The following is a 21,414-nucleotide window of genomic DNA, read 5'->3' on the forward strand; positions in this document are numbered from 1 at the left end:
GCCCACTTTTGCATACTCGTTTTTCTGATCCGCATCAATAATTCGAGCTTTCACATTATCTGCCATTTCAATATCAATCACATCCCTAATAATCTTAAAGTTATCAGGATCCAGAACAGGTGTGACCACTTCAATGCGATGGGTTAAATTTCGAGTCATCCAATCGGCAGAACCAATATACATTTTTTCATCGCCGCCATTTCCAAAAATATAGATGCGACCATGCTCTAAAAACCGATCTAAGATACTGGTGACTTTTATATTTTTGCTTTGGCCTTTAATTCCTGGTACCAAGCAGCACATACCTCTAACCAATAATTTAATCTTGACACCTTTGTTGCTGGCTTCGTAGAGCAATTTGATCATTTTTTTATCTTCAAGACTATTCATCTTTAAGATCATATACGCTTCTTTGCCCGCTTGTGCCAAGTGAATTTCTTTTTCTACCAAACTCACAAACTTATTCCGCATTGTAAATGGAGAAATCAATAGTTTTTTAGCTTTTGGGACGATAAAAATGCCTTCAAGAACCAAGAATAATTTATTGAGGTCTTCAGTAATTTTTTTATTGTTGGTCATCAAACCAAAGTCGGTATATAACGTGGCGGTGTTTTCGTTAAAATTCCCCGTTCCTACATAACAGTAATGTTTAACGTCATCTCCAACTTGGCGTTCAATATATATGATTTTGGAATGGACTTTAATCCCAGGATAACTGTAAAGCACTTGAGCACCATTTTCTTTAAAAATTTCACCCCATTTCAAATTGTTTTGCTCGTCAAAACGTGCCTTGACTTCAATGAAAATTATAACCTTTTTTCCGTTTTTGGCAGCTCTGGCAATGGCGTCATTTAAACGCGATTCTTCCGCTACACGGTAAAGTGTCATTTTTATGGTCGTAACTTTCGGATCATCGGCGGCCTCTTCCAAGAGTTTGATAACCGGCTCAAAAGATTGATACGGATAATGCATCAATTGATCCTTGGTATCAATTGCTTCAAACATGGATCTGAATTTTGAAGTTACCGGGTGATCAAGTGGCGGGAATTCTTCAAAATACAGGTTTTTATCTGTAGGATTTGGGAAGCTGAAAAAATCTTTAAAATTATGATAGCTACCTCCTAAAACCACGTCAATATTGGTAACGTCCAATGCTTTTTTAAGTATCTTTTGGAAATCCTCAGGCATCCGTCTATCAATCAAAACTCGTGTGGCTTGGCCAGTTTCACGCATGGGCAGTGATTCCTTTATTTTCTCCATGAGATTGCCCGAAAACTCATCTTCAATATAGAGCTCAGCATCCCGCGAGATTTTTATGGCATAATAGGATAAGTCGAGCTCTGGTTGTATTCTGTAAAGGTTGTATTTAATGATGTCATCAATAAAGGTGATGTAATGTTTGCCGTTCTCTGATGGTGACTTTGATGTTTTGGCTTCTGAATGATTGGGAAATACAAAAAATCGAGGTTCGTCCTTTGGTATTTGAACCACTTGAAATTTGTCCTTTGAGATGGATGCTGTAATATATGAGCTTTCATTCTCTACAAAAACTGAGTCCTTGGTCGAAAAGATCGAACTCCCAAAATCAATTTTAGCCTTTAGAGTGGATTCGAAATACTCTTCGGCAACTTTCTTTTGTGCTGCTGTAAAATCCGAATATTTTATGAGATGGATGCCTTCTTTTTTTAAATCAGGAATGATTTCGTTCTGAAAAATCTGTCCTAATTCGGCCTGGAGTAAATCCACCTGAACTTTGATTTCTGCAAGCACACGATTGGGTTTAATGACCAGTTTTTTGCGAAGGGCCTTGTCCAAATCCTTAACTTGTCTGATATCTGAAACTCTGACCCTGAAGAATTCATCCAAATTGGATGAAAAAATTGCCATGAACTTAATACGTTCATAGAGTGGATTCCTCTTGTCTGCAACCTCTTGCAAAACCCGATGGTTAAAGCGTAACCATGAAAGATCACGGTGGTAATATTTGGAATTATAAAGTGGTAAGGCCATAAATGAATATCAATAGTCTATCTCCCGCTCTGGAGCCCTAAAACTTTTTTTAATAAATTTCAGGGGTGGAAAAGTACACTTTTAATCGCAAAAAAATGTTAGAAAAATGATAAGGTCTTAAAATAATCCATGAATTTCCGCATCAATTCTTGTGATAATGCTCCCTAAATCTTCCGGGTTTGAAACAAAATCTAAATTATCAACGTCAATAATCAGGAGTTTTCCTTTATTATACCCGTGAATCCAAGCTTCATAACGCTCGTTCAATCGGCTTAAATAATCAATGCTGATGGAATTTTCGTATTCCCGTCCGCGACTGTGGATTTGCTTGACCAAGTTAGGAATAGAGCTGCGTAGGTAAATTAATAAATCGGGTCCTTGAACAAAAGACTCCATCAATTCAAATAATGCGCGGTAGTTCTCAAAATCCCTGTTGGTCATCAGTCCCATGGCATGCAGGTTGGGTGCAAAAATATGAGAATCTTCATAGATGGTCCGGTCCTGAATAATGTCCCTTCCACTTTCTCGAATCTGCAAAACCTGGCGAAAACGACTGTTCAAGAAATAAACTTGCAGGTTGAAACTCCAGCGTTCCATTTGATTATAGAAGTCGTCCAAATACGGATTGTCAACAACATCCTCCAATTGAGGCTCCCATCTGTAATGTTTGGCTAATAATTTTGTGAGCGTGGTTTTTCCAGCACCAATATTTCCGGCGATTGCAACATGCATATTTATCTGATTTTTAGTTGGAACTGATGAAGCGTTTCATCGGTGTAAATATACAAGCTTTCATTGGTTACTAAAAACTGTTTTATTAACAATGCAGGGAGATGGATGGGGATGAGTTGGGGGGTATCTTTTGCCAAAAAATAGAGGCGCTGATCGCGCTGAATAATTAAATTGCCATTATCCTCTGCGATATGACTAAAACCATCATTTTTTATTTTAGAAATGGTACTTCCAAAATAGTTATAGGTGTACAAGAATTTTTCGGTGAGCAGCCAACTATAGTTGTAATTGCTCTTAAGATCCAACACTTTTGATTCTACGGGCATGGTTGTGGCTCTTGTTTTGTTGGTTTTATAATCGAAAAGCTCTAAGTGCTGCGCATCCTGATTAAAGATCCAAATCGTGTTATCTGATCCGGTAGAAACGTGTGTCAAGTTTTTATAGGGTTGGATGTTGTTGAAATCGATTTTATAGATTTCAGAAAGCCGATTGTCTAAAATGACCACCGTATTGAAGTTTTTATAAAACAAAATGATTTTTAGAGGATTGAAGGCGTTTGCTGAGCTTATATATCCCAATTGCACATTGCTGTAATTGTAATTCTGGTTGGGTTCTTTCTTATAGAAAGTGTTTCCAACGGTATAAAAAAGTGTACCGAAATTATCAATATGGGTGATTTGATCTGCATTGATGGGGATTGTGCCTAGGATTTCGGTGGTGATCCTTTCTTGGGAAAAGAGAACCATCGAAAATAAGAAGGAAATGTATAGTAGGCTTTTCATTGCGGATTGAAATTTACAAAAATCAAATCACAATTAGCAAATTAACTTATAACCAAAGCCCCGAACATTTAATATTTGAATAGTATGATCGGCGCTCAGCTTCTTTCTGAGTTTGGAAATAAAAACAGCCATACTCTCGCGTTAAAGAAATCGTTATTGTCCTGGTAGATAAAAACAAGGAAATGATGGATCGAATGAATTCTAGAAGTAAAAGCGGAGGGACCATAATTTTTAGTTCAGGCGGATAGTTTTAGGAAAAATTTAACGTTTGTTGGTTTAACTATTTGATGTTTATGTAGTCCAATGGAGATGATGTATTTCTCGAACCACATTATATAAACAAAACGTATAAAATGAAATCACTCTCAATTAAAATTATTGGCAGCTTTATCTTCTTGATTTCTGGAGCATTAATGGCACAGGACTTTCAAGGCAAAGCTTATTACCAATCCAAAACGTCTATGGATATGAGCAATTTTGGTGGTCAACAAATGAGCGAACAGCAAAGGAAAATGATGGCGGAACGTATGAAAAGTATGTTGGAAAAGACTTTTATACTCAGCTTCAATAGAACGGAATCTATTTATAAAGAAGAAGAGAAGTTGGCAGCACCAGGTGCGGGCGGAGGTAGAATGGGTGGCATGATGGGCAGTTTTACTGCTGGCGCCCAATATAAAAACGTCAAGGACCAACAATTGATTCAAGATCAGGAATTTTTCGGGAAGCAGTTTTTGATCAAGGATTCCATACCTAAACTGGAATGGAAAATGGGAAGCGAATCGAAACAAATAGGACAATACCTCTGTTTTAAAGCTACCGCCATTAAAAAAGGTGACGACATGGACTTTGCAAATATGAGACGACGTAATAGAGATGACGAGAAAAAAGAGGGTGAAAAATCTAAGGATACAGCAAAATCGTCCAATCTTATGGATGACATTGAAGTGCCAAAAGAAATTCTTGTTACTGCATGGTATACACCACAAATCCCTGTTAATCAAGGTCCAGGTGAGTATTGGGGACTTCCGGGGTTGATCTTGGAAGTCAATTCTGGAAATACCACTATTTTGTGTTCAAAAATTGAAATCAATCCAACAGATAAAACGGAGATCAAAGCGCCTTCAAAAGGTAAAGTAGTTACCAAAAAGGAATACGATATCATCGTAAAAGACAAAATGAAGGAAATGCAAGAAATGTACGGTGGTAGAGGCCGTGGCTCCCGACGTTAGAAAAATAGTACCTATACCTAAACTAATCAATCATATATATTACAATGAAAAAGGTCATTACGCTTATGCTACTTTTAGTAGTAGGGCATTCTTTTGCTCAAATCAAAGTAGAAGGCGTTGTCAAAGATAGCATCGGGAATCCGTTGGAATTGGCCAACGTTATTGCCATTAACCAAGAAACCAAAGCTTTGGAATCTTACGGAATTACCAATGATCAAGGCCGTTATAAGTTGGCACTTACCAAAAATATCACCTATACGGTTCAGGTGAGTTATATTGGAATGAAAACTTTTGAGGAAACAGTGAAGATCAAAGAATCTGATTTAACCAAAAATTTCACACTACAAGAGGATAATACATTGGACGAGATTCAAATTACCTATGAAATGCCCGTGACCATTAAAGGGGACACTTTAACCTATAATGCCGATTCCTTTAACAAAGGTACCGAGCGTAAGTTGGGCGACGTTTTGAAAAACCTTCCGGGTGTTGAGGTTAATGCCGATGGTCAAATTGAAATAGAAGGGAAAGTAGTGGGCAAGGTGATGGTGGACGGAAAAGATTTTTTTGATGGCGATTCCAAATTGGCTACAAAGAATATCCCTGCAAGTGCAGTGGACAAAGTGCAAGTGCTGAAAAATTATGCTGAGGTGGGCCAATTGAGTGGTGTGACCAATAATATGGATAATATTGCCATCAATATTAAATTAAAAGAAGGTAAAACTAATTTTTGGTTTGGAGATATTACTGCAGGTGGTGGTGTTTCAGAAGATAATGCCCTGTATTTGGCACAGCCAAAATTGTTTTATTACAGTCCAAAATACAGTGTGAACCTTATTGGCGATTTAAATAATATTGGGGAAATTGCTTTTACACGGCGTGATTATTTCAATTTTTCCGGCGGATTTAGAGCGCCAAGTCGTCAAAGTGGCACCTCAATCAATTTGGGAAGTAACAATTTGGGCTTTTTGTCGCTTCAGAACAATAGGGCAAAAGATATCAATACAAAGTTTGGTGCCGCAAATTTTAGTTATTCACCTAATAAAAAATTGGATTTGAGTGGATTTGCGATATTATCAAGTAGTAGAATAGAGCTTCAAGAAAATAACTCTGTACAATATACCAATTCCGATTTGGGAATTCCAGACGAGGATACCCAAAGTAATACCAGACAGCGCAGTGATTTGGGAATGCTCAAACTCAGCTCAAAGTACAAGCCCAATGCCAGTAATCAATTGGATTATGAGGTTTTGGGTCGCTTCTCAAAAGAATCACAAGATCAGAAATTTCTATCCTCTGTCATCGGGAATATTGATCAGTTTGAAAACACGAAACCGTTTAGCGTCAATCAAAATCTGAGCTATTATTACACGCTGGACGAAAAGAATATTTTTGCCTTTGAAGCACAACATTTACTTCAGGATGAAGATCCGTTCTACAATGCCATCATCGAGGAAAAAGCTAATTATGAAACTACTGCAAATAATTTGGGCTTGGATCCAAACCAATTGGATTATAATGTGGCTCAGGAAAAACGTGTCAAATCCAATCAATTGGATGCGAAATTGGACTATTGGAACATACTAACCGCTAGGAGCAATATCAACTTCACATTGGGAACGATTTTAAGCAAACAGAATTTCGATTCTGAAATCTTTCAATATTTGGATGATGATACTGTTTTTGATCCAACGCCAACCTTTAACGACGGTTTGGATACCAATAACACCGACTATAATTTTAGCGATATGTATGTGGGGGCGCACTACCAATTCAAAACTGGTATTTTCACAATTACTCCAGGACTTTCTGCGCATGCGTACAGTTCAAAAAACGTTCAGTTTGGAGAAGAATACAAAAAGAATTTCTTCAAACTTCTACCAGATTTTGATATGCGCATCCAACTAAAAAAGAGTGAGAATATTTCTTTGACCTATAATATGAACACACAATTTACAGATGTGACCAATTTGGCAAGAGGAATTGTGCTCAATAACTACAACTCTATTTTCTCAGGAAACGAAGGCTTGGATAATGCACTTTCGCATAATGTGAATCTCCGGTATTTCAGCTTTAACATGTTCAATTATACCAATGTGTTTGGAAGTATCAATTATAGCAAACGAATTGATCAAATTAGAAACTTGACCAATTTTGAAAGTGTGATCCGTAACAACTCGCCATTTAACTCGAGTTTTGCGGATGAAACCATTAGTGCAAACGGACGCTTTCAAAGACGTTTTGGGAAGTTGCAAGCTTCTGTAAATGGAAATTTCAACTATTCAAAATTCAATCAATTTATCCAAGGTAACCGTTCCGTAAACGAAAATTACTCACATTCGTATGGTGCAGAACTAAGAACCAACTTTAGGGAAGCGCCCAATGTACAGTTGAATTATCGTTATGGGATCCAAGATAATGATCAAGGCTCAACACGAAGTAAATTTTATACCAGTACGCCATCTGTTGAAGTGGATGCGTTGATTCTAAAAACCTTTACTTTCAGAACAGATTTTTCGTATAACAACTTTAGTGACGAGGAAGGTACCATCAACGATTACGAATTTTGGAACGCCTCTTTATCTTACAGAAAAGATAAGGATGCCAAATTGGAATATGCTATAAAGGCAACCAACTTGCTGAACACCAAATCGCAAAGTCAGAGTAATACCAGCAATATATCAGTAAGTGCTACGGAGTATTTTATCCAACCACTTTATGTAACCTTTAGAGTTATTTATTCACTTTAAAGCCATTATAAAAGGAATGCTTAAAAGGGAAATTTGCAAAGAAGTTGTCCTTTTAAGATTTAGAATCTTAATTATTAATCGTATTTTCATAAACTTAAATTTACATTTTAAAACAAACTAAACATGAAGAAAATTTTATTAGGAGCATTCCTAACGTGCTCAATGCTAATAGCCACTGCACAAGAGAAAAATGCAGTTATTGAAAACATTATTAAGGAAGCCAATGAGAATTCCCAACTGGAAGTTTTGGGACACCAATTAATGGATGTTATTGGACCGCGATTGGTGGGTACTCCACAAATGAGACAAGCACATGATTGGGCGGTGGATACTTATGCAAAATGGGGGATTCCAGCAGAAAATCAGCAGTATGGTGAATGGAAAGCGTGGGAGCGCGGCATTACTCATATTGATATGATTTCACCACGTGTTCAATCTTTAGCAGGCACGCAATTATCGTGGAGCCCAAGTACGGGACCAAAAGGGGTGACTGCGGAAGTAATTAACCTTCCAACAGTGAAAGATTCTTTGGACTTTAGAAATTGGTTAAAGAATGTGAAAGGCAAGTTCGTCATGGTATCTGAATACCAAATTACAGGAAGACCAGACTACAACTGGGAGGAATTTGCCACGCCAGAATCATTTGAAAAAATGAAAAAAGAACGTGATTCTTTAACAAAAGAGTTTTATGCCAATATGCGACGTACGGGATACACCGCTCGTAACATTCATGAAGCATTGGAAAGTGCCGGTGCTGCAGGAATTGTTTCTTCTTATTGGTCTAAAGGTTTTGGTGCCAATAAAATATTTGCTTCCAGAACCAAAAAAATTCCAACAGTTGACATTCAGTTGGAAGATTATGGTATGTTATATCGCTTAGTTGAATCTGGTCAAAAACCAAAACTAAAAATTGTTGCGGAGTCTAAAGATTTAGGAGTTGCACCAACATTTAATACGGTAGCTCAAATAAAAGGTAGCGAAAAACCAGACGAATATGTGATCCTTTCAGCACATTTTGATTCTTGGGATGGAGGTACAGGAGCAACTGATAATGGAACTGGAACTTTGGTAATGATGGAAGCCATGCGTTTATTGAAGAAGTTTTATCCAAATCCAAAGCGTACTATTTTGGTAGGACATTGGGGTAGTGAAGAGCAAGGTCTTAACGGATCACGTGCTTTTGTTGAAGACCACCCGGAAATGATGAAGAACATTCAGGCAGTATTCAATCAAGATAACGGTACCGGACGTGTGGTTAATTTATCGGGAGCAGGATACTTGCATGCTTATGATTATTTAACGCGTTGGTTGGCAGCGGCTCCTAAAGATATTACCAAACATATTAAAACCGACTTCCCAGGTTCTCCAAGTGGTGGTGGTTCTGATAATGCTTCTTTTATAGCTGTTGGAGCGCCGTCGTTTAACTTGAGTGCTTTGAACTGGTCATACTGGAATTATACATGGCACACTAACCTGGATACCTATGATAAAATTGTTTTTGACGACGTGAGAAGCAATGCTATCTTGACCGCCATTTTAGCCTATATGGCAAGTGAAGATGATGTTAAAACTTCAAACGAGAAAATTATATTGCCAGTAAGCGAGCGTACTGGAAAACAATTGGAATGGCCAACCCATCGTTCTCCAGAACGTAAAGGAGGCTTGGATTAATTCACCAATAATCATAAAATGAAAAAACCTTCAGCAGTAATGTTGAAGGTTTTTTATGTTTTATAAAGTTTTGATGCTTGATTCTAAAAATGAAGCGGCCTTAATTCTAATTTATTTCAAACGCTGCTTTCACCTTCTCCACATAATCCAGTTTCTCCCAAGTAAACAGCTCTACGTCAAGCGTAATTTTTGTACCGTTGAATTGTTCAAAGGTTTTGGTAACCGTTTCATTAACCCGTCCCATATGACCATATGCTGCAGTTTCACTATACATCGGTTGACGGAGTTTTAAACGATCTTCAATGGCTGCCGGACGCATGTCAAAAATCTCAAAAATCTTATCTGCAATTTCACCATCGGTCAAGTTAAACGGACAAGTGCCATAAGTGTTCACATAAATGGACGTAGGTTTTACAACGCCAATAGCATAACTCACCTGTACCAATATTTCGTCACAAATACCTGCAGCAACTAAATTCTTGGCAATATGACGCGTAGCATAGGCAGCACTTCTATCCACCTTACTTGGGTCTTTCCCGCTAAATGCACCACCGCCATGAGCGCCTTTCCCGCCGTAAGTATCTACAATGATTTTACGTCCTGTCAAACCAGTATCTCCGTGAGGTCCACCAATTACAAACTTTCCTGTGGGATTGATGTGATAGGTAATGTCATCATTAAACAACACCTGAATTTGTTCAGGCAGTCCAGCAATAACTCTCGGAATTAAGATGTTGATAATGTCTGTTCTGATTTTTTCCAACATTTCAGTTTCGGCAGCATCAATATCAGCTTGTGAGTTTGATTTTGGTTTTACAAAATCGTCATGCTGGGTGGAAACCACAATAGCATCAATGCGTTGTGGGACATTGTCATCGCTATATTCAATAGTAACTTGACTTTTTGAATCCGGTCGTAAATAAGTGATGTCTTTGTTCTCCCTGCGCAATGCTGCCAATTCAATCATCAGTCGGTGTGAAAGATCAAGCGCCAAAGGCATAAAGTTTTCCGTTTCGCTGGTGGCATATCCAAACATCATCCCTTGATCTCCTGCACCTTGCTCTTCTTTGGTTGCTCTATCAACACCTCTGTTAATGTCTTCAGATTGTTCATGAATTGCAGAAAACACACCACAAGAATTGCCGTCAAACATATAAGCACTTTTGGTGTACCCAATTTTATTGATGGTATCTCGAGCTATTTTTTGAACGTCCAAATAGGTTTGTGATTTCACCTCGCCAGCAAGGACGACCTGTCCGGTGGTAACCAAGGTTTCACAAGCCACTTTGGAGTCCTTGTCGAATGCTAAAAAATTGTCTATTAAAGCATCGCTAATTTGATCTGCTACTTTATCTGGATGTCCTTCAGAAACGCTCTCTGAAGTGAATAAATACGCCATAACCTTTTGATTATTTTAGGATTAGGGAAGATTTGACGTGTTGCGTCGAAGGTAGTTTGCACTGCCTTTAGCATTTTTATCCTGCTATTCTAGCGGGACTCATCCTCGGAACTTCCGATTCAGAAGAGGTTGCAATCAGTCAAATCTGTCCTCTCAATTAATATGTGACAAAAGTAAAAAAATTAAACGGATGGCAAATCGTTTTAATTTTTTTTCATCTAAAATTAACGTAATAAAACTTTCGAATTTGTTTTGTAAGAGTAAATATCCAGTGTTTATATGAGGTTGACAGGTATTTGGTGACTTCGATAGTTAGACAATTTAAAAGAAACTTTGATAATAATTTGGAATTGTAAGATTTGTGTTGCAATATTTGTGTTCACAAAGTTCAAAAACTTATTGAAGTGTTATCAAGAAAGGCAGAGGGATTAGACCCGGTGAAGCCTTAGCAACCCTTTAGAAATGGAGAAGGTGCTAAATTCTACTTAATTGCTGATTCATTTATCAGCTAATTGGATAGATAACTATACATAATTGCTCATCTGTAATTATAATTTTCTTTTTAACATTTTTCTATTAGGTTCGTCAGTGATGACGCAATTGGCTTTTGTTTTAATTCAATTATTAACTCAAAAAAATTAGAAAAATGAGCACACAAAAATTTGCAACCCAAGCGTTGCACGCAGGACACGATGTTCAATCCCATGGAGGTACTAGAGCAGTGCCTATTTACCAATCCACAGCTTTTGTTTTTAGAGATTCTGATCATGCTGCAAACCTATTTGCGCTGACAGAACCTGGAAACATTTACACACGCATCAACAATCCAACCAATGACATTTTAGAGCAGCGTTTAGCCGCACTTGATGGCGGTATTGCGGCGGTGGTCACGGCCTCAGGAATGGCAGCTATTGCCACCTCGTTGCTTACGCTTTTAAGAGCGGGAGACCATATTGTGGCCTCAAGCAGTTTGTACGGTGGGACTTATAATTTGTTGGATGTGACCTTACCAAGACATGGCATCACCACCACGTTTGTAGATCCCTCAGATGCTGAAAATTTTACTAAGGCTACAAAAGAAAATACACGAGTTTTCTTTATTGAATCTTTAGGAAATCCGAAGTTGGACGTTTTAGATATCAAAGCCATTTCTCAGCAAGCAAAAGCAAACAAAGTTCCTCTAATTGTGGATAACACTATAGCAACTTCATATTTAGTAAAACCTATTGAACACGGGGCGGATATCGTCATACATTCCTTGACAAAATACGTCAACGGAAATGGAACAGCCATTGGTGGAGCTATTGTTGATGCAGGAAAATTTGACTGGGCGAACGGAAAATTCCCTGAATTTACTGAGCCATCTCCTGGTTATCATGGTTTAGTTTATACTGATGTTTTAAAAAATGCATCGTTTATCGCAAAAGTGCGTATTGAAGGACTTCGTGATTATGGTTCGGCTTTAAGTCCGTTTAATGCCTTTCAAATCATCCAAGGTTTGGAGACATTGGAATTGCGAATCAAACAACACAGTAAAAATGCCTTAGAATTGGCCAAATGGCTACAAGAACAAGAAGAGGTGACTTGGGTGAATTATCCAGGATTGGAAAGCAGTCCTTATAAAAAATTAGCCGATCAATACTTGCCTGAAGGTAAAAGTGGGTTGGTTACTTTTGGAGTTGTTGGAGGGTATGATGCTGCAAAAATCATTGCGGATGAAACCAAGTTGTTCTCGTTGTTAGCGAATATTGGCGATACGAAATCACTTATTATTCACCCAGCAAGTACCACACACCAGCAATTGTCTGATGAAGCTCAAGAAACCACAGGGACAACCAAGGACTTGATCCGTTTATCGGTTGGTTTGGAGCATATCGATGATTTGAAAGCCGATTTAAAACAAGCTTTTAAAATCGTGAGTGAGACTATTCTTCAAAATTCATCTAACCAATAAAAACCTTAAACATGAGCGATTTAATATTTAGTGTGCAGGGCGAAAGTGCCTCTGCAGCAAAGTTTGTTGCCAAAACGCGACAGTTCAGGTTGGTGGTAGATGAGCCTGAAGGACTAGGCGGAACGGATGAAAACGCCAATCCTGTGGAATATATTCTAGCCGGTCTAGCAGGTTGTTTAAACGTGGTTGGACACCTAGTGGCCAAAGAATTAGGGTTTACAATAACCAAGTTAAAAATTGAAGTTACTGGAAACATCAATGCTGACAAACTGTTTGGACTTCCAGGTGATGACAGAGCTGGTTTCAAGAAAATAGATTTAAAGCTGGTGCCAGAAACCGATGCCTCCATTGAAACTTTAGCCGAATGGTTAAGAATAGTTCAAGACCGATGCCCTGTAAAAGATAATTTAACCAATAGCACGCCCGTAAATGTAAGTGTGGAAAAACAATATGAAGTTCAATAAATGTCACAATTAAAATACATTCAAATTCAGGATTTTGATTTAGAAAGTGGTAAGGGGATTTCGTTGAAATTGTCTTACCAACTTTTTGGTCAACCATTAGGGACATCCCCGATTGTTTTGGTCAATCACGCCTTGACAGGAAACAGTAATGTTGCTGGAGAAGGTGGTTGGTGGTTAGATTTGATTGGTCCTGATAAAGTGATTGATACCAATGTCTATACTATTTTATCCTTCAATATTCCCGGAAATGGCTATGACGGATTTGTGATCGAAAATTACAAAGATTTTGTGGCAAGAGATATTGCCAGATTATTTTTAGAAGGATTGAAAGCATTGGAGATCACCAAACTTTTTGCTCTGATTGGTGGTTCCTTAGGTGGCGGAATTGCATGGGAAATGGCGTTTTTGGCTCCAGAATTGGCAGAACATTTAATTCCGGTGGCAACCGATTGGAAGTCCACCGATTGGCTCATCGCGAATTGTCAGATCCAAGAACAGTTTTTGGTCAATTCCAGTAATCCTGTGCATGATGCCAGAATGCACGCCATGTTGTGTTACAGAACCCCTAAATCTTTTAAAGAACGTTTCCAACGTAGTAAGAACGAAGATTTGGAAATTTTTAATGTTGAGAGTTGGCTATTGCACCATGGCAATAAATTACAGGAAAGATTCCAGCTATCCGCTTATAAATTGATGAATCAGTTGTTGAAAACCATTGATGTGACCAAAAACAACGGCGATAATGCCGATATTTTAAATACCATCAATTCAAATATCACCATCGTTGGGGTGGATTCGGATTTGTTTTTTACTGCGGAAGAAAACCGAGAAACTCAAAAACAATTGGCATTGACCCATCCGAATGTGACCTACAGTGAAATCAATTCAGTCCATGGGCATGATGCTTTTTTGATAGAATTTGAACAGTTGGAAAAAATCATAGAACCCATTTTTAGACCCCATACAGCACATAAAAGGATGAAAATATTAAAATTTGGTGGAAAATCATTGGCCAATGGTGAAGGTCTTGAACGCACCATTGCCATCATAAAGAAAAAAGTAGAGGACCGTGAAAAAATTGCTGTTGTAGTTTCCGCAAGAGGCAAGGCGACCGATGAATTAGAAAACATGTTAGCCAAAGCATCCCGTCGTGAAGAGTATCATGCAGATTTTGAGGCTTTTAGGACCTATCAATCAGAGCCGTCCTCAAGTGTCGATTTTACTGAAGAGTTTTTTGCTTTGGAAAACATATTTCAAGGCGTCAAGCTTTTAGGTGATTATAGCGATAAAATAAAGGCAGAGGTTTTGGCTTCGGGGGAAATTATTTCAGCCAAATTGATTACAGCTTTGTTAAATGAAAAAGGTATCAATGCCAATGCTACAAATGCAATACAACTCATTAAAACTGATGGCGATTTCCTTAATGCGCAACCAGTTGAAAAATTATCTCGTGAAAATGTATTAGCGCATTTTAAACAATATAATAGCTCCACGGTCAATGTTGTGACGGGCTTTATTGGCTCCAACTCCAAAAATGAAACCACTTTATTGGGACGGAATGGTAGCAACTATTCCGCTTCCTTGTTAGCTAATTATTTAGATGCCGAAGAACTCCAAAACTACACCCACGTCAACGGAATTTATACTGCGAATCCAGAGTTGGTTGACGATGCCCAAAAAATAAGAGAACTATCTTTTGCGGAAGCCAACGAACTCGCCAACTTCGGGACTACGGTTTTGCACGCCAAAACGATTATTCCCTTATTGGAAAAGAACATCAAACTCCGGATTTTAAACACATTTAATCCAGATGATGAAGGCACATTAATTTCAGCGAAAGCAAATTCTAAGGAAGTCACTTCCTTGTCCGTTTTGGACAATGTGGCCTTGATCAACTTTGAAGGCCGTGGATTGTTAGGAAAAGTAGGTGTTGATGCCCGGATTTTTAAAGCCTTGAGCCAACATAATATTAGTGTGAGTATTATTTCGCAAGGGTCTTCAGAACGTGGCATTGGCTTAGTGATTGACGCCGAAAAGGCAACCCAAGCGGTAATTGCTTTGGAACGAGAGTTTGAAAACGATTTCTATTCGCAAGATGTGAGCAAAATTGGAGTAATTGATGATGTTTCGGTAATTTCAATTATCGGGATTGAGTTGGGCTCGTTTCATAAACCCTTTAATGCTTTGATTAAAAATCAGATTACACCATTATTATTCAACAACACGGTTACGGGCAAGAACGTGAGTTTGGTGGTCAGAAAAAATCAATTGCATAAAGCGGTTAATGTGATTCATGGTGAAGTTTTTGGGATTTCGAAAAAAATCAATATTGCTATTTTTGGACACGGTGGCGTGGGTGGCGCGTTGATCGATCAAATTCTAAAATCAAAGAACGATATTGAAAAACGGAGAGGGATCAGTTTGAATGTTTTTGCAATTGCCAATTCAAAACAGGTGCTTTTGAACAAGAAAGGTGCTACAGATAGCTGGAAACAAGATTTAGAACAGACTTCAAAAGGATACACCATTCAAGATATTATAGATTTTGCCAAAACCCATCACTTGGAAAACTTAATTGCGGTAGATAATACCTCAAGCTCTGAGTTTTATAAAAATTACATCGCTTTGGTAGAAGCAGGATTTGATCTGGTGTCTTCCAATAAAATAGCCAACACCATTTCTCATGAGTTCTATACAAAACTCAGAGATAATTTAGAGAACAACAAAAAGAATTATTTGTATGAAACCACAGTTGGTGCTGGTTTACCATTAATCGATACCATTAAATTGTTGCATGAATCTGGTGAAAATATCACAAGGATCAGGGGCGTGTTTTCTGGAACCTTGAGTTATTTATTTAATAATTTCTCCGTTCAGGATAGACCTTTTAGTGAAATTATTCAAGAAACCATTGATAAGGGCTTTACGGAACCAGATCCTCGTGAGGATTTTTCAGGAAACGATGTGGCAAGAAAACTGTTGATTTTGGCAAGAGAACTCGATTTGCACAATGAGTTTGATGATATTTCTGTTGAAAATCTAATTCCAGAAGCGTATCGAGAGATTCCAACTTCGGAGTTTTTAAAGCAATTGGACGTTTTAGACGACAAATTCCAAGCTATAAAAGACCAACAAAAAGAAGGTCATGTGCTACGCTATGTAGGCGATTTGTCGGGTGATCTATCTAAAGACAAAGGGAATTTGGACGTCAAATTAGTGTCCATTCCATTGGATAGCACTTTAGGCCATATCAAAGGCTCCGATGCCATATTTGAAATTTTTACAGAATCCTACGGCGAGCAACCCATTGTCATTCAGGGTGCAGGAGCAGGAGCAGAGGTCACGGCAAGAGGTGTTTTTGGCGATATTTTACGATTATCAAAACATATTAATTAGAAATAAACTATTCCCAGACCTCACAGGTTTTGAAATCCTGTGAGGTCTTAAAATAAACTCGATGAGCAAAAACATATTTGAAACCGACGCCATCAGAACTCAAATGGTGGGTTCAGGATTTTTGGAACATTCCACCCCATTGCATTTAACGTCGAGCTTTATTTTTGAAGATGCTGAAGATATGCGAGCGTCCTTTGCTGAGGAAAAACAATAAATAACTAAAAGCCCGCCAAGAATTGTTTAAATTTGATATTACACTAATGAAAAATGGGTAATATTGAATTTATGAGAAAAATTTCGAATCACTTAAATCAGTTTCAGGATTATAATATTTGCTTAAAAGACCCTGTGGAAACGTTCACAAAGGCTTTGTTCTATATGCTTTTTGATGAAGAATATCGAACTCATAACTGTCAATTTGTAAAAGACACATTTCTTAAAATTACGACAAAATTGAAGTTGGAAGATGGTGAAGAAACATGGGCGCAATTTGAAAACCAATTAGCATCTATACGGGAAAAACTTGATTTGGATGCCCTTGCTATCGAACAAAATGACCCTGCGGCCAAGAGTTTAACAGAAGTGTATTTGGCGTATCCAGGATTTCACGCGATTGCAATTTATAGATTGAGTCATGCCCTATATAAGCTAAAATATTTTGTTATTTCAAGAATGATGAGTGAGCACGTCCATGGTTTAACCGGCGTAGATATACATCCGGGAGCAACTATTGGGGATTCCTTTTTTATCGATCACGGTACAGGAATTGTGATTGGCGAAACAGCTATCATTAAAAATAACGTAAAAATCTATCAAGGCGTCACTTTAGGAGGGCTTCAAATAAAAAAGAGTCTATCGGAAACAAAACGTCACCCAACTATTGAAGATAATGTAACCATCTATGCCAACGCAACTGTTTTGGGAGGTGATATCGTCATTGGAGCAAACAGTACTATTGGAGCGAATGTCTGGATTACCCAATCGGTTCCCGAAAATTCATTAGTCACTTATCAAACAGAAATTAAAATTAGCACACGAAAGAAATGATTAAAAGTCAATCGATAATCGATCAAATTGGAAATACGCCACTGGTTGAAGTAAAAAATATTATTTCGAAAGAGGGTGTGCGTTTGTTTTTGAAATTGGAAGGAAAAAATCCAGGCGGCAGTGTGAAGGATCGTGCTGCTTTAAATATGATTTCAGAAGCTTTAAAACGTGGCAATGTTAAAAAGGGAGATACGTTGGTGGAAGCTACAAGCGGAAATACAGGTATTGCCTTAGCGTTTATTGCCCGATTATTAGGAGTTGAAATGGTCTTGGTCATGCCTGAAAACTCCACAGAAGAGCGCATCAAAACCATGCGGGCCTATGGCGCAAAGTTAATTCTGACGCCCGCTGATGATGGGATTGAAGGGGCAAGGGACGTGGCTGAAAAACTCGAAAAAGATAAGGGCTATTTTATGTTGAACCAATTTGGGAATGACGATAATTGGAAAGCCCATTACAAAACCACCGGTCCTGAAATTTGGCAGGATACGGATGGTGAAGTGACCCATTTTGTTTCCGCTATGGGAACTACGGGCACCATTATGGGCGTGTCCACGTTTTTAAAAGAAAAGAATAAAAACATCACTATTGTGGGGGCGCAACCAAAGGATGGTGCTAAAATCCCCGGCATCCGGAAATGGCCAGAAGCTTATCTTCCCAAAATTTTTGACCGATCTAAAGTAGATCAGGTGATAGAAGTTAGCGAGGAAGATGCGAGAATTACCACCCAAAGATTAGCTAAGGAAGAAGGTGTCTTTGCAGGAATGAGTAGTGGTGGGTCAGTTGCGGCTGCTTTAAAGATTGCCGAAAAATTGGATAAAGGAATCATTGTTGCCATTATTTGCGATATTGGCGATCGGTATTTATCGTCAGATTTATTTGAATAAAAAGTTGGTGGTCCTTTTTTTATACTTTAAATTCGCTATAGTTCATACTTTTATTAATTTGTTATCACGAAAGGCAGAGGGATTAGACCTGATGAAGCCTTAGCAACCCTTAAAAATTCCTGCGTAAGGAGGAATCTCATTAAGAAGGTGCTAAATTCTACTTTATTCTTAATTTGTTTCAGGATTTAGACAGATAACCAAAGTGTTTTTTTCCCTCACTTTCCTGACGACATTATTTATTTTATTAAACAATGTCAGACCTAAATCAAATTTTACAAGACCGTATTCTTATTCTCGATGGTGCCATGGGGACCATGTTGCAACGCTATAATTTCTCGGAAGAAGATTTTCGTGGCCAACGTTTCAAGGATTATTCCAGCTCACTCAAGGGCAACAATGATTTACTCACATTAACGCAGCCGCAGGCTATTGCTCATGTGCATCGTAAGTATTTTGAAGCTGGAGCAGATATTGTTGAGACTAACACTTTTTCAGGTACGTCCAGAAAAAGAAGGCCATGAGTATGCTAATGGTTTGGTACAACAGATTCATGCCCTTAACGAGGGTGTTTATTTGGATGGGGATTTGCAAAACACCTCAAAAACCAATTTCTGCATCGGAGTTGCAGCATATCCTGAAAAACACATGGAATCCCCAAGTTTGGACAGCGATATCCATTTTTTAAAGAAGAAAATAAAAAGTGGGGCGGAATATGCTGTCACCCAAATGTTTTTTGACAATCAGAAATATTTTGAATTTGTTGAAAAATGTCGGAAAGAAGGGATCACCATACCTATCATTCCAGGATTAAAACCCATTGCCACCAAAAGGCAATTGAACTTGTTGCCACATCGTTTTCATGTTGATTTACCTGAAGCTTTGATTCTTGAGGTCATTAAATGCAAGGATAACTCCGAAGTAAAACAAATGGGCATTGAATGGTGCATCCAGCAATCTAAGGAATTACAAAAAGCAGGTATTCCTGTCTTGCATTACTATTCTATGGGGAAAAGTGACAATATTCAAACCATTACATCGGAAGTTTTTTGAGTTAGAAATGCCACTTGAATACGATAAAATAAAAAGATAGATTCATGCGAGCCTCGCAGACTTAAATTTTCTTTTAAATTTGCCGTATAACTCAAATGAATGAAGTATTTAATAGTAGGCGTTTTGTGTTTAACAAGTTCATTTCTGTTCGCTCAAGAGGATCCAGATGTGTTCACCTTAGATGCCAATTATTTTTACGGAACCATATTGGAGCACAATCCTGATATTGCGCATCTCATCACCGATCATCCCACAGGACTGATTTTAAGTTATAACAAAAAAACCTACGGATTCAAACCTTGGGAAAGTCGCTATAATTATCCCGATTGGGGTTTTTCTTTCATCTATCAGGATATGAAAAACCAGTATTTAGGTGAGAATTACGGCATGTATGCGCATTACAATTTCTATTTTTTAAAACGAGACCTGAATTTCAGGATTGGACAAGGTATCGCTTATACCACCAATCCGTATGACAAGCAAACCAATTATACCAACGGTGCTTACGGTTCCGATTTTTTGAGTACTACGTATCTCATGCTCAATTATAAAAAAGAAAATGTTTACAAAGGTTTGGGGTTTCAGGCAGGGATTTCGGTCATACATTATTCCAATGCCAATGTGAGGGCACCAAATAATTCTACAAATACATTTGCTTTTAATGTGGGCGCCAATTATTTGTTTGATGATGACAAAGAACCCGAGTTTCAGCCTTCTACCGAAAATAAAAAGTATACCGAAAAGATCAAATATAATCTTGCTTTTAGAGCAGGTATCAATGAGAGTGACATCATCGGGACAGGGCAATTTCCATTTTATAATGTATCGTTTTATGCTGATAAGCGCATCAACAGGAAAAGTGCATTTCAAGTGGGAGCCGATGTGTTTTTTGCTGAATTTCTAAAGGAATTAATCTATTTCTACTCGGTAGCCTATCCAGAACGACAAGTGGATCCTGACACCGATTATAAACGCGTAGGTGTTTTTGTCGGACATGAATTGTTTATCAATAAATTGTCGGTAATTGCGCAATTGGGCTATTATGTCTATTATCCTTATGATTTTGAAGGCCGTATATATAACCGAATTGGTTTAAAACGGTATTTTGGAGATCAGTTTTTTGGAGCGATCACTTTAAAAGCACATGGCGCAAAAGCAGAAGGCGTTGAGTTTGGAGTGGGCGTGCGGTTGTAGGAGGTTGGAATGGAAAAGCTCTAAGCACGAAGCGGGAAGCACGAAACGCGAAGAGAAATAGATTGATTAATAGTAGTTATTCGCAAAGAATTAAAATGAAAAAATATATTTACATCCTGTTGACAATCGTCTTGCTGTCCTGCAACGCCAAGGTGATGCCGGATTGTTTCCAGAATGCTGGACCAATTATTCAAATGGAGATTCCTGTGTCAACGTTCAGTAAAATTATCGTTTTTGAACGGGTGCAACTCATCCTTAAAGAAGGTCCAGAGCATAAGGTAATCGTGGAAACCGGCGAATATTTGAGGGATGATATTGAAGTGACCATCGAAGATGATGTCTTGCTATTAAAAGATCATAACGCTTGTAATATCACAAGAGATTATGGCATTACTAAAATTTACGTCAGTGCACCCAATATTACCGATCTCCGATCGAGTAGCGGGCTGCCTATTTTGAGTGATGGTGTTTTAAACTACTCCAATTTGACTCTGATGTCTGAAGATTTTGATGCGGAAGGCGAATATCATACGGTTGGCGATTTCAGATTGGAGGTCAATTGCACCAATCTTCAGGTGGTGACCAACAACTTATCTCATATCTATTTAAACGGCACGGTGGAGAATTTGGAAATTGGTTTCTATTCCGGTGATTCCCGTTTTGAAGGCAGGAACTTGGTGGCTCAAAATATCAGTATTTTTCAACGCAGTAGCAATGACATGATTATTAATCCGCAGGCATCTTTGCGTGGAGAAATAAGAAGTACGGGCAATGTTATCGTAGTCAATGAGCCCCCTGTTATGGAAGTTCAAACCTATTATAAAGGCCGTTTGATTATTGAATGACATA

General features: G+C 38.2%; 14 protein-coding genes, 4 pseudogenes and 2 riboswitches. Of the genes and pseudogenes, 13 read left to right on the forward strand and 5 right to left on the reverse strand.

Annotated elements, in window-relative coordinates:
- The 4 genes and pseudogenes from ppk1 to VLZ86_RS15625 all read right to left on the reverse strand — a co-directional run.
- The coding region (ppk1, locus tag VLZ86_RS15610) for a polyphosphate kinase 1 (protein ID WP_325453109.1) at positions 1 to 2,010 on the reverse strand (2,010 nt) is incomplete at its 3' end.
- Between the two features lie 117 nt (positions 2,011 to 2,127).
- The gene (locus VLZ86_RS15615) at positions 2,128 to 2,742 is read right to left on the reverse strand and encodes a deoxynucleoside kinase (RefSeq protein WP_325453111.1); all 615 of its coding nucleotides are present in this window, start codon (positions 2,740 to 2,742) and stop codon (positions 2,128 to 2,130) included.
- A gap of 2 nt (positions 2,743 to 2,744) precedes the next feature.
- A complete protein-coding gene (locus VLZ86_RS15620) occupies positions 2,745 to 3,524 on the reverse strand; it encodes a hypothetical protein (RefSeq protein WP_325453113.1) in 780 nt (259 codons plus the stop codon).
- A 33-nt stretch (positions 3,525 to 3,557) separates the two neighbouring features.
- Positions 3,558 to 3,682: pseudogene (locus VLZ86_RS15625) on the reverse strand (winged helix-turn-helix domain-containing protein); the annotation flags it as partial.
- Positions 3,683 to 3,877: 195 nt separating this feature from the next.
- Between VLZ86_RS15625 and VLZ86_RS15630 the strand changes: the two are divergent.
- From VLZ86_RS15630 to VLZ86_RS15640, 3 genes are all read left to right on the forward strand, one after another.
- Positions 3,878 to 4,753, forward strand: coding sequence for a GLPGLI family protein (locus tag VLZ86_RS15630; protein ID WP_325453115.1), 876 nt, complete (start codon positions 3,878 to 3,880; stop codon positions 4,751 to 4,753).
- Positions 4,754 to 4,797: 44 nt separating this feature from the next.
- A complete protein-coding gene (locus VLZ86_RS15635) occupies positions 4,798 to 7,503 on the forward strand; it encodes a carboxypeptidase regulatory-like domain-containing protein (RefSeq protein WP_325453116.1) in 2,706 nt (901 codons plus the stop codon).
- Positions 7,504 to 7,626: 123 nt separating this feature from the next.
- Entirely contained in the window at positions 7,627 to 9,174 is a 1,548-nt protein-coding gene (locus tag VLZ86_RS15640) for a M20/M25/M40 family metallo-hydrolase (RefSeq protein ID WP_325453118.1), read from the forward strand.
- 106 nt (positions 9,175 to 9,280) lie between these two features.
- Here VLZ86_RS15640 and metK read toward each other — a convergent pair whose 3' ends face one another.
- Complete coding sequence (gene metK, locus VLZ86_RS15645; RefSeq protein ID WP_325453120.1) at positions 9,281 to 10,573, reverse strand: methionine adenosyltransferase; 1,293 nt, start codon at positions 10,571 to 10,573, stop codon at positions 9,281 to 9,283.
- Between the two features lie 404 nt (positions 10,574 to 10,977).
- Positions 10,978 to 11,100: riboswitch (SAM riboswitch) on the forward strand.
- A 119-nt stretch (positions 11,101 to 11,219) separates the two neighbouring features.
- On the opposite strand from metK, the gene VLZ86_RS15650 reads away from it, so the two are divergent.
- From VLZ86_RS15650 to VLZ86_RS15695, 10 genes and pseudogenes are all read left to right on the forward strand, one after another.
- A complete protein-coding gene (locus tag VLZ86_RS15650) occupies positions 11,220 to 12,527 on the forward strand; it encodes an O-acetylhomoserine aminocarboxypropyltransferase/cysteine synthase family protein (protein ID WP_325453121.1) in 1,308 nt (435 codons plus the stop codon).
- A gap of 11 nt (positions 12,528 to 12,538) precedes the next feature.
- On the forward strand, positions 12,539 to 12,991 hold the full coding sequence (locus VLZ86_RS15655; RefSeq protein ID WP_325453123.1) for an OsmC family protein: 453 nt from the start codon (positions 12,539 to 12,541) through the stop codon (positions 12,989 to 12,991).
- A complete protein-coding gene (thrA, locus tag VLZ86_RS15660) occupies positions 12,992 to 16,387 on the forward strand; it encodes a bifunctional aspartate kinase/homoserine dehydrogenase I (RefSeq protein ID WP_325453125.1) in 3,396 nt (1,131 codons plus the stop codon).
- Between the two features lie 61 nt (positions 16,388 to 16,448).
- Positions 16,449 to 16,598, forward strand: a pseudogene (locus VLZ86_RS15665) (O-succinylhomoserine sulfhydrylase); the annotation flags it as partial.
- Positions 16,599 to 16,672: 74 nt separating this feature from the next.
- The gene (epsC, locus tag VLZ86_RS15670) at positions 16,673 to 17,434 is read left to right on the forward strand and encodes a serine O-acetyltransferase EpsC (protein WP_325453127.1); all 762 of its coding nucleotides are present in this window, start codon (positions 16,673 to 16,675) and stop codon (positions 17,432 to 17,434) included.
- A complete protein-coding gene (cysM, locus tag VLZ86_RS15675) occupies positions 17,431 to 18,321 on the forward strand; it encodes a cysteine synthase CysM (RefSeq protein ID WP_414652566.1) in 891 nt (296 codons plus the stop codon). Before epsC ends, cysM begins: the two co-directional genes overlap by 4 nt.
- Before the next feature lie 58 nt (positions 18,322 to 18,379).
- A riboswitch (SAM riboswitch) is annotated at positions 18,380 to 18,521 on the forward strand.
- Between the two features lie 51 nt (positions 18,522 to 18,572).
- Positions 18,573 to 18,824 (forward strand): annotated as a pseudogene (locus VLZ86_RS15680) (homocysteine S-methyltransferase family protein); the annotation flags it as partial.
- Positions 18,820 to 19,371 (forward strand): annotated as a pseudogene (locus VLZ86_RS15685) (methylenetetrahydrofolate reductase); the annotation flags it as partial. The pseudogenes VLZ86_RS15680 and VLZ86_RS15685, both read left to right, overlap by 5 nt.
- Positions 19,372 to 19,470: 99 nt before the next feature.
- Entirely contained in the window at positions 19,471 to 20,565 is a 1,095-nt protein-coding gene (locus VLZ86_RS15690; RefSeq protein WP_325453128.1) for an acyloxyacyl hydrolase, read from the forward strand.
- 95 nt (positions 20,566 to 20,660) lie between these two features.
- Entirely contained in the window at positions 20,661 to 21,410 is a 750-nt protein-coding gene (locus tag VLZ86_RS15695; protein ID WP_325453130.1) for a head GIN domain-containing protein, read from the forward strand.
- Positions 21,411 to 21,414: the final 4 nt, after the last annotated feature.

The sequence above is a fragment of the Gelidibacter sp. genome, assembly GCF_035515035.1.
Taxonomy (GTDB): domain Bacteria; phylum Bacteroidota; class Bacteroidia; order Flavobacteriales; family Flavobacteriaceae; genus Gelidibacter.

Excerpts from the sequence above, each read along its gene's own strand:
- VLZ86_RS15615 (WP_325453111.1), bottom strand. The coding sequence starts at position 2,742 with ATGCATGTTGCAATCGCCGGAAATATTGGTGCTGGAAAAACCACGCTC.
- VLZ86_RS15620 (WP_325453113.1), bottom strand. The coding sequence starts at position 3,524 with ATGAAAAGCCTACTATACATTTCCTTCTTATTTTCGATGGTTCTCTTT.
- VLZ86_RS15630 (WP_325453115.1), top strand. The coding sequence starts at position 3,878 with ATGAAATCACTCTCAATTAAAATTATTGGCAGCTTTATCTTCTTGATT.
- VLZ86_RS15635 (WP_325453116.1), top strand. The coding sequence starts at position 4,798 with ATGAAAAAGGTCATTACGCTTATGCTACTTTTAGTAGTAGGGCATTCT.
- VLZ86_RS15640 (WP_325453118.1), top strand. The coding sequence starts at position 7,627 with ATGAAGAAAATTTTATTAGGAGCATTCCTAACGTGCTCAATGCTAATA.
- metK (WP_325453120.1), bottom strand. The coding sequence starts at position 10,573 with ATGGCGTATTTATTCACTTCAGAGAGCGTTTCTGAAGGACATCCAGAT.
- VLZ86_RS15650 (WP_325453121.1), top strand. The coding sequence starts at position 11,220 with ATGAGCACACAAAAATTTGCAACCCAAGCGTTGCACGCAGGACACGAT.
- VLZ86_RS15655 (WP_325453123.1), top strand. The coding sequence starts at position 12,539 with ATGAGCGATTTAATATTTAGTGTGCAGGGCGAAAGTGCCTCTGCAGCA.
- thrA (WP_325453125.1), top strand. The coding sequence starts at position 12,992 with ATGTCACAATTAAAATACATTCAAATTCAGGATTTTGATTTAGAAAGT.
- epsC (WP_325453127.1), top strand. The coding sequence starts at position 16,673 with ATGAGAAAAATTTCGAATCACTTAAATCAGTTTCAGGATTATAATATT.
- cysM (WP_414652566.1), top strand. The coding sequence starts at position 17,431 with ATGATTAAAAGTCAATCGATAATCGATCAAATTGGAAATACGCCACTG.
- VLZ86_RS15690 (WP_325453128.1), top strand. The coding sequence starts at position 19,471 with ATGAAGTATTTAATAGTAGGCGTTTTGTGTTTAACAAGTTCATTTCTG.
- VLZ86_RS15695 (WP_325453130.1), top strand. The coding sequence starts at position 20,661 with ATGAAAAAATATATTTACATCCTGTTGACAATCGTCTTGCTGTCCTGC.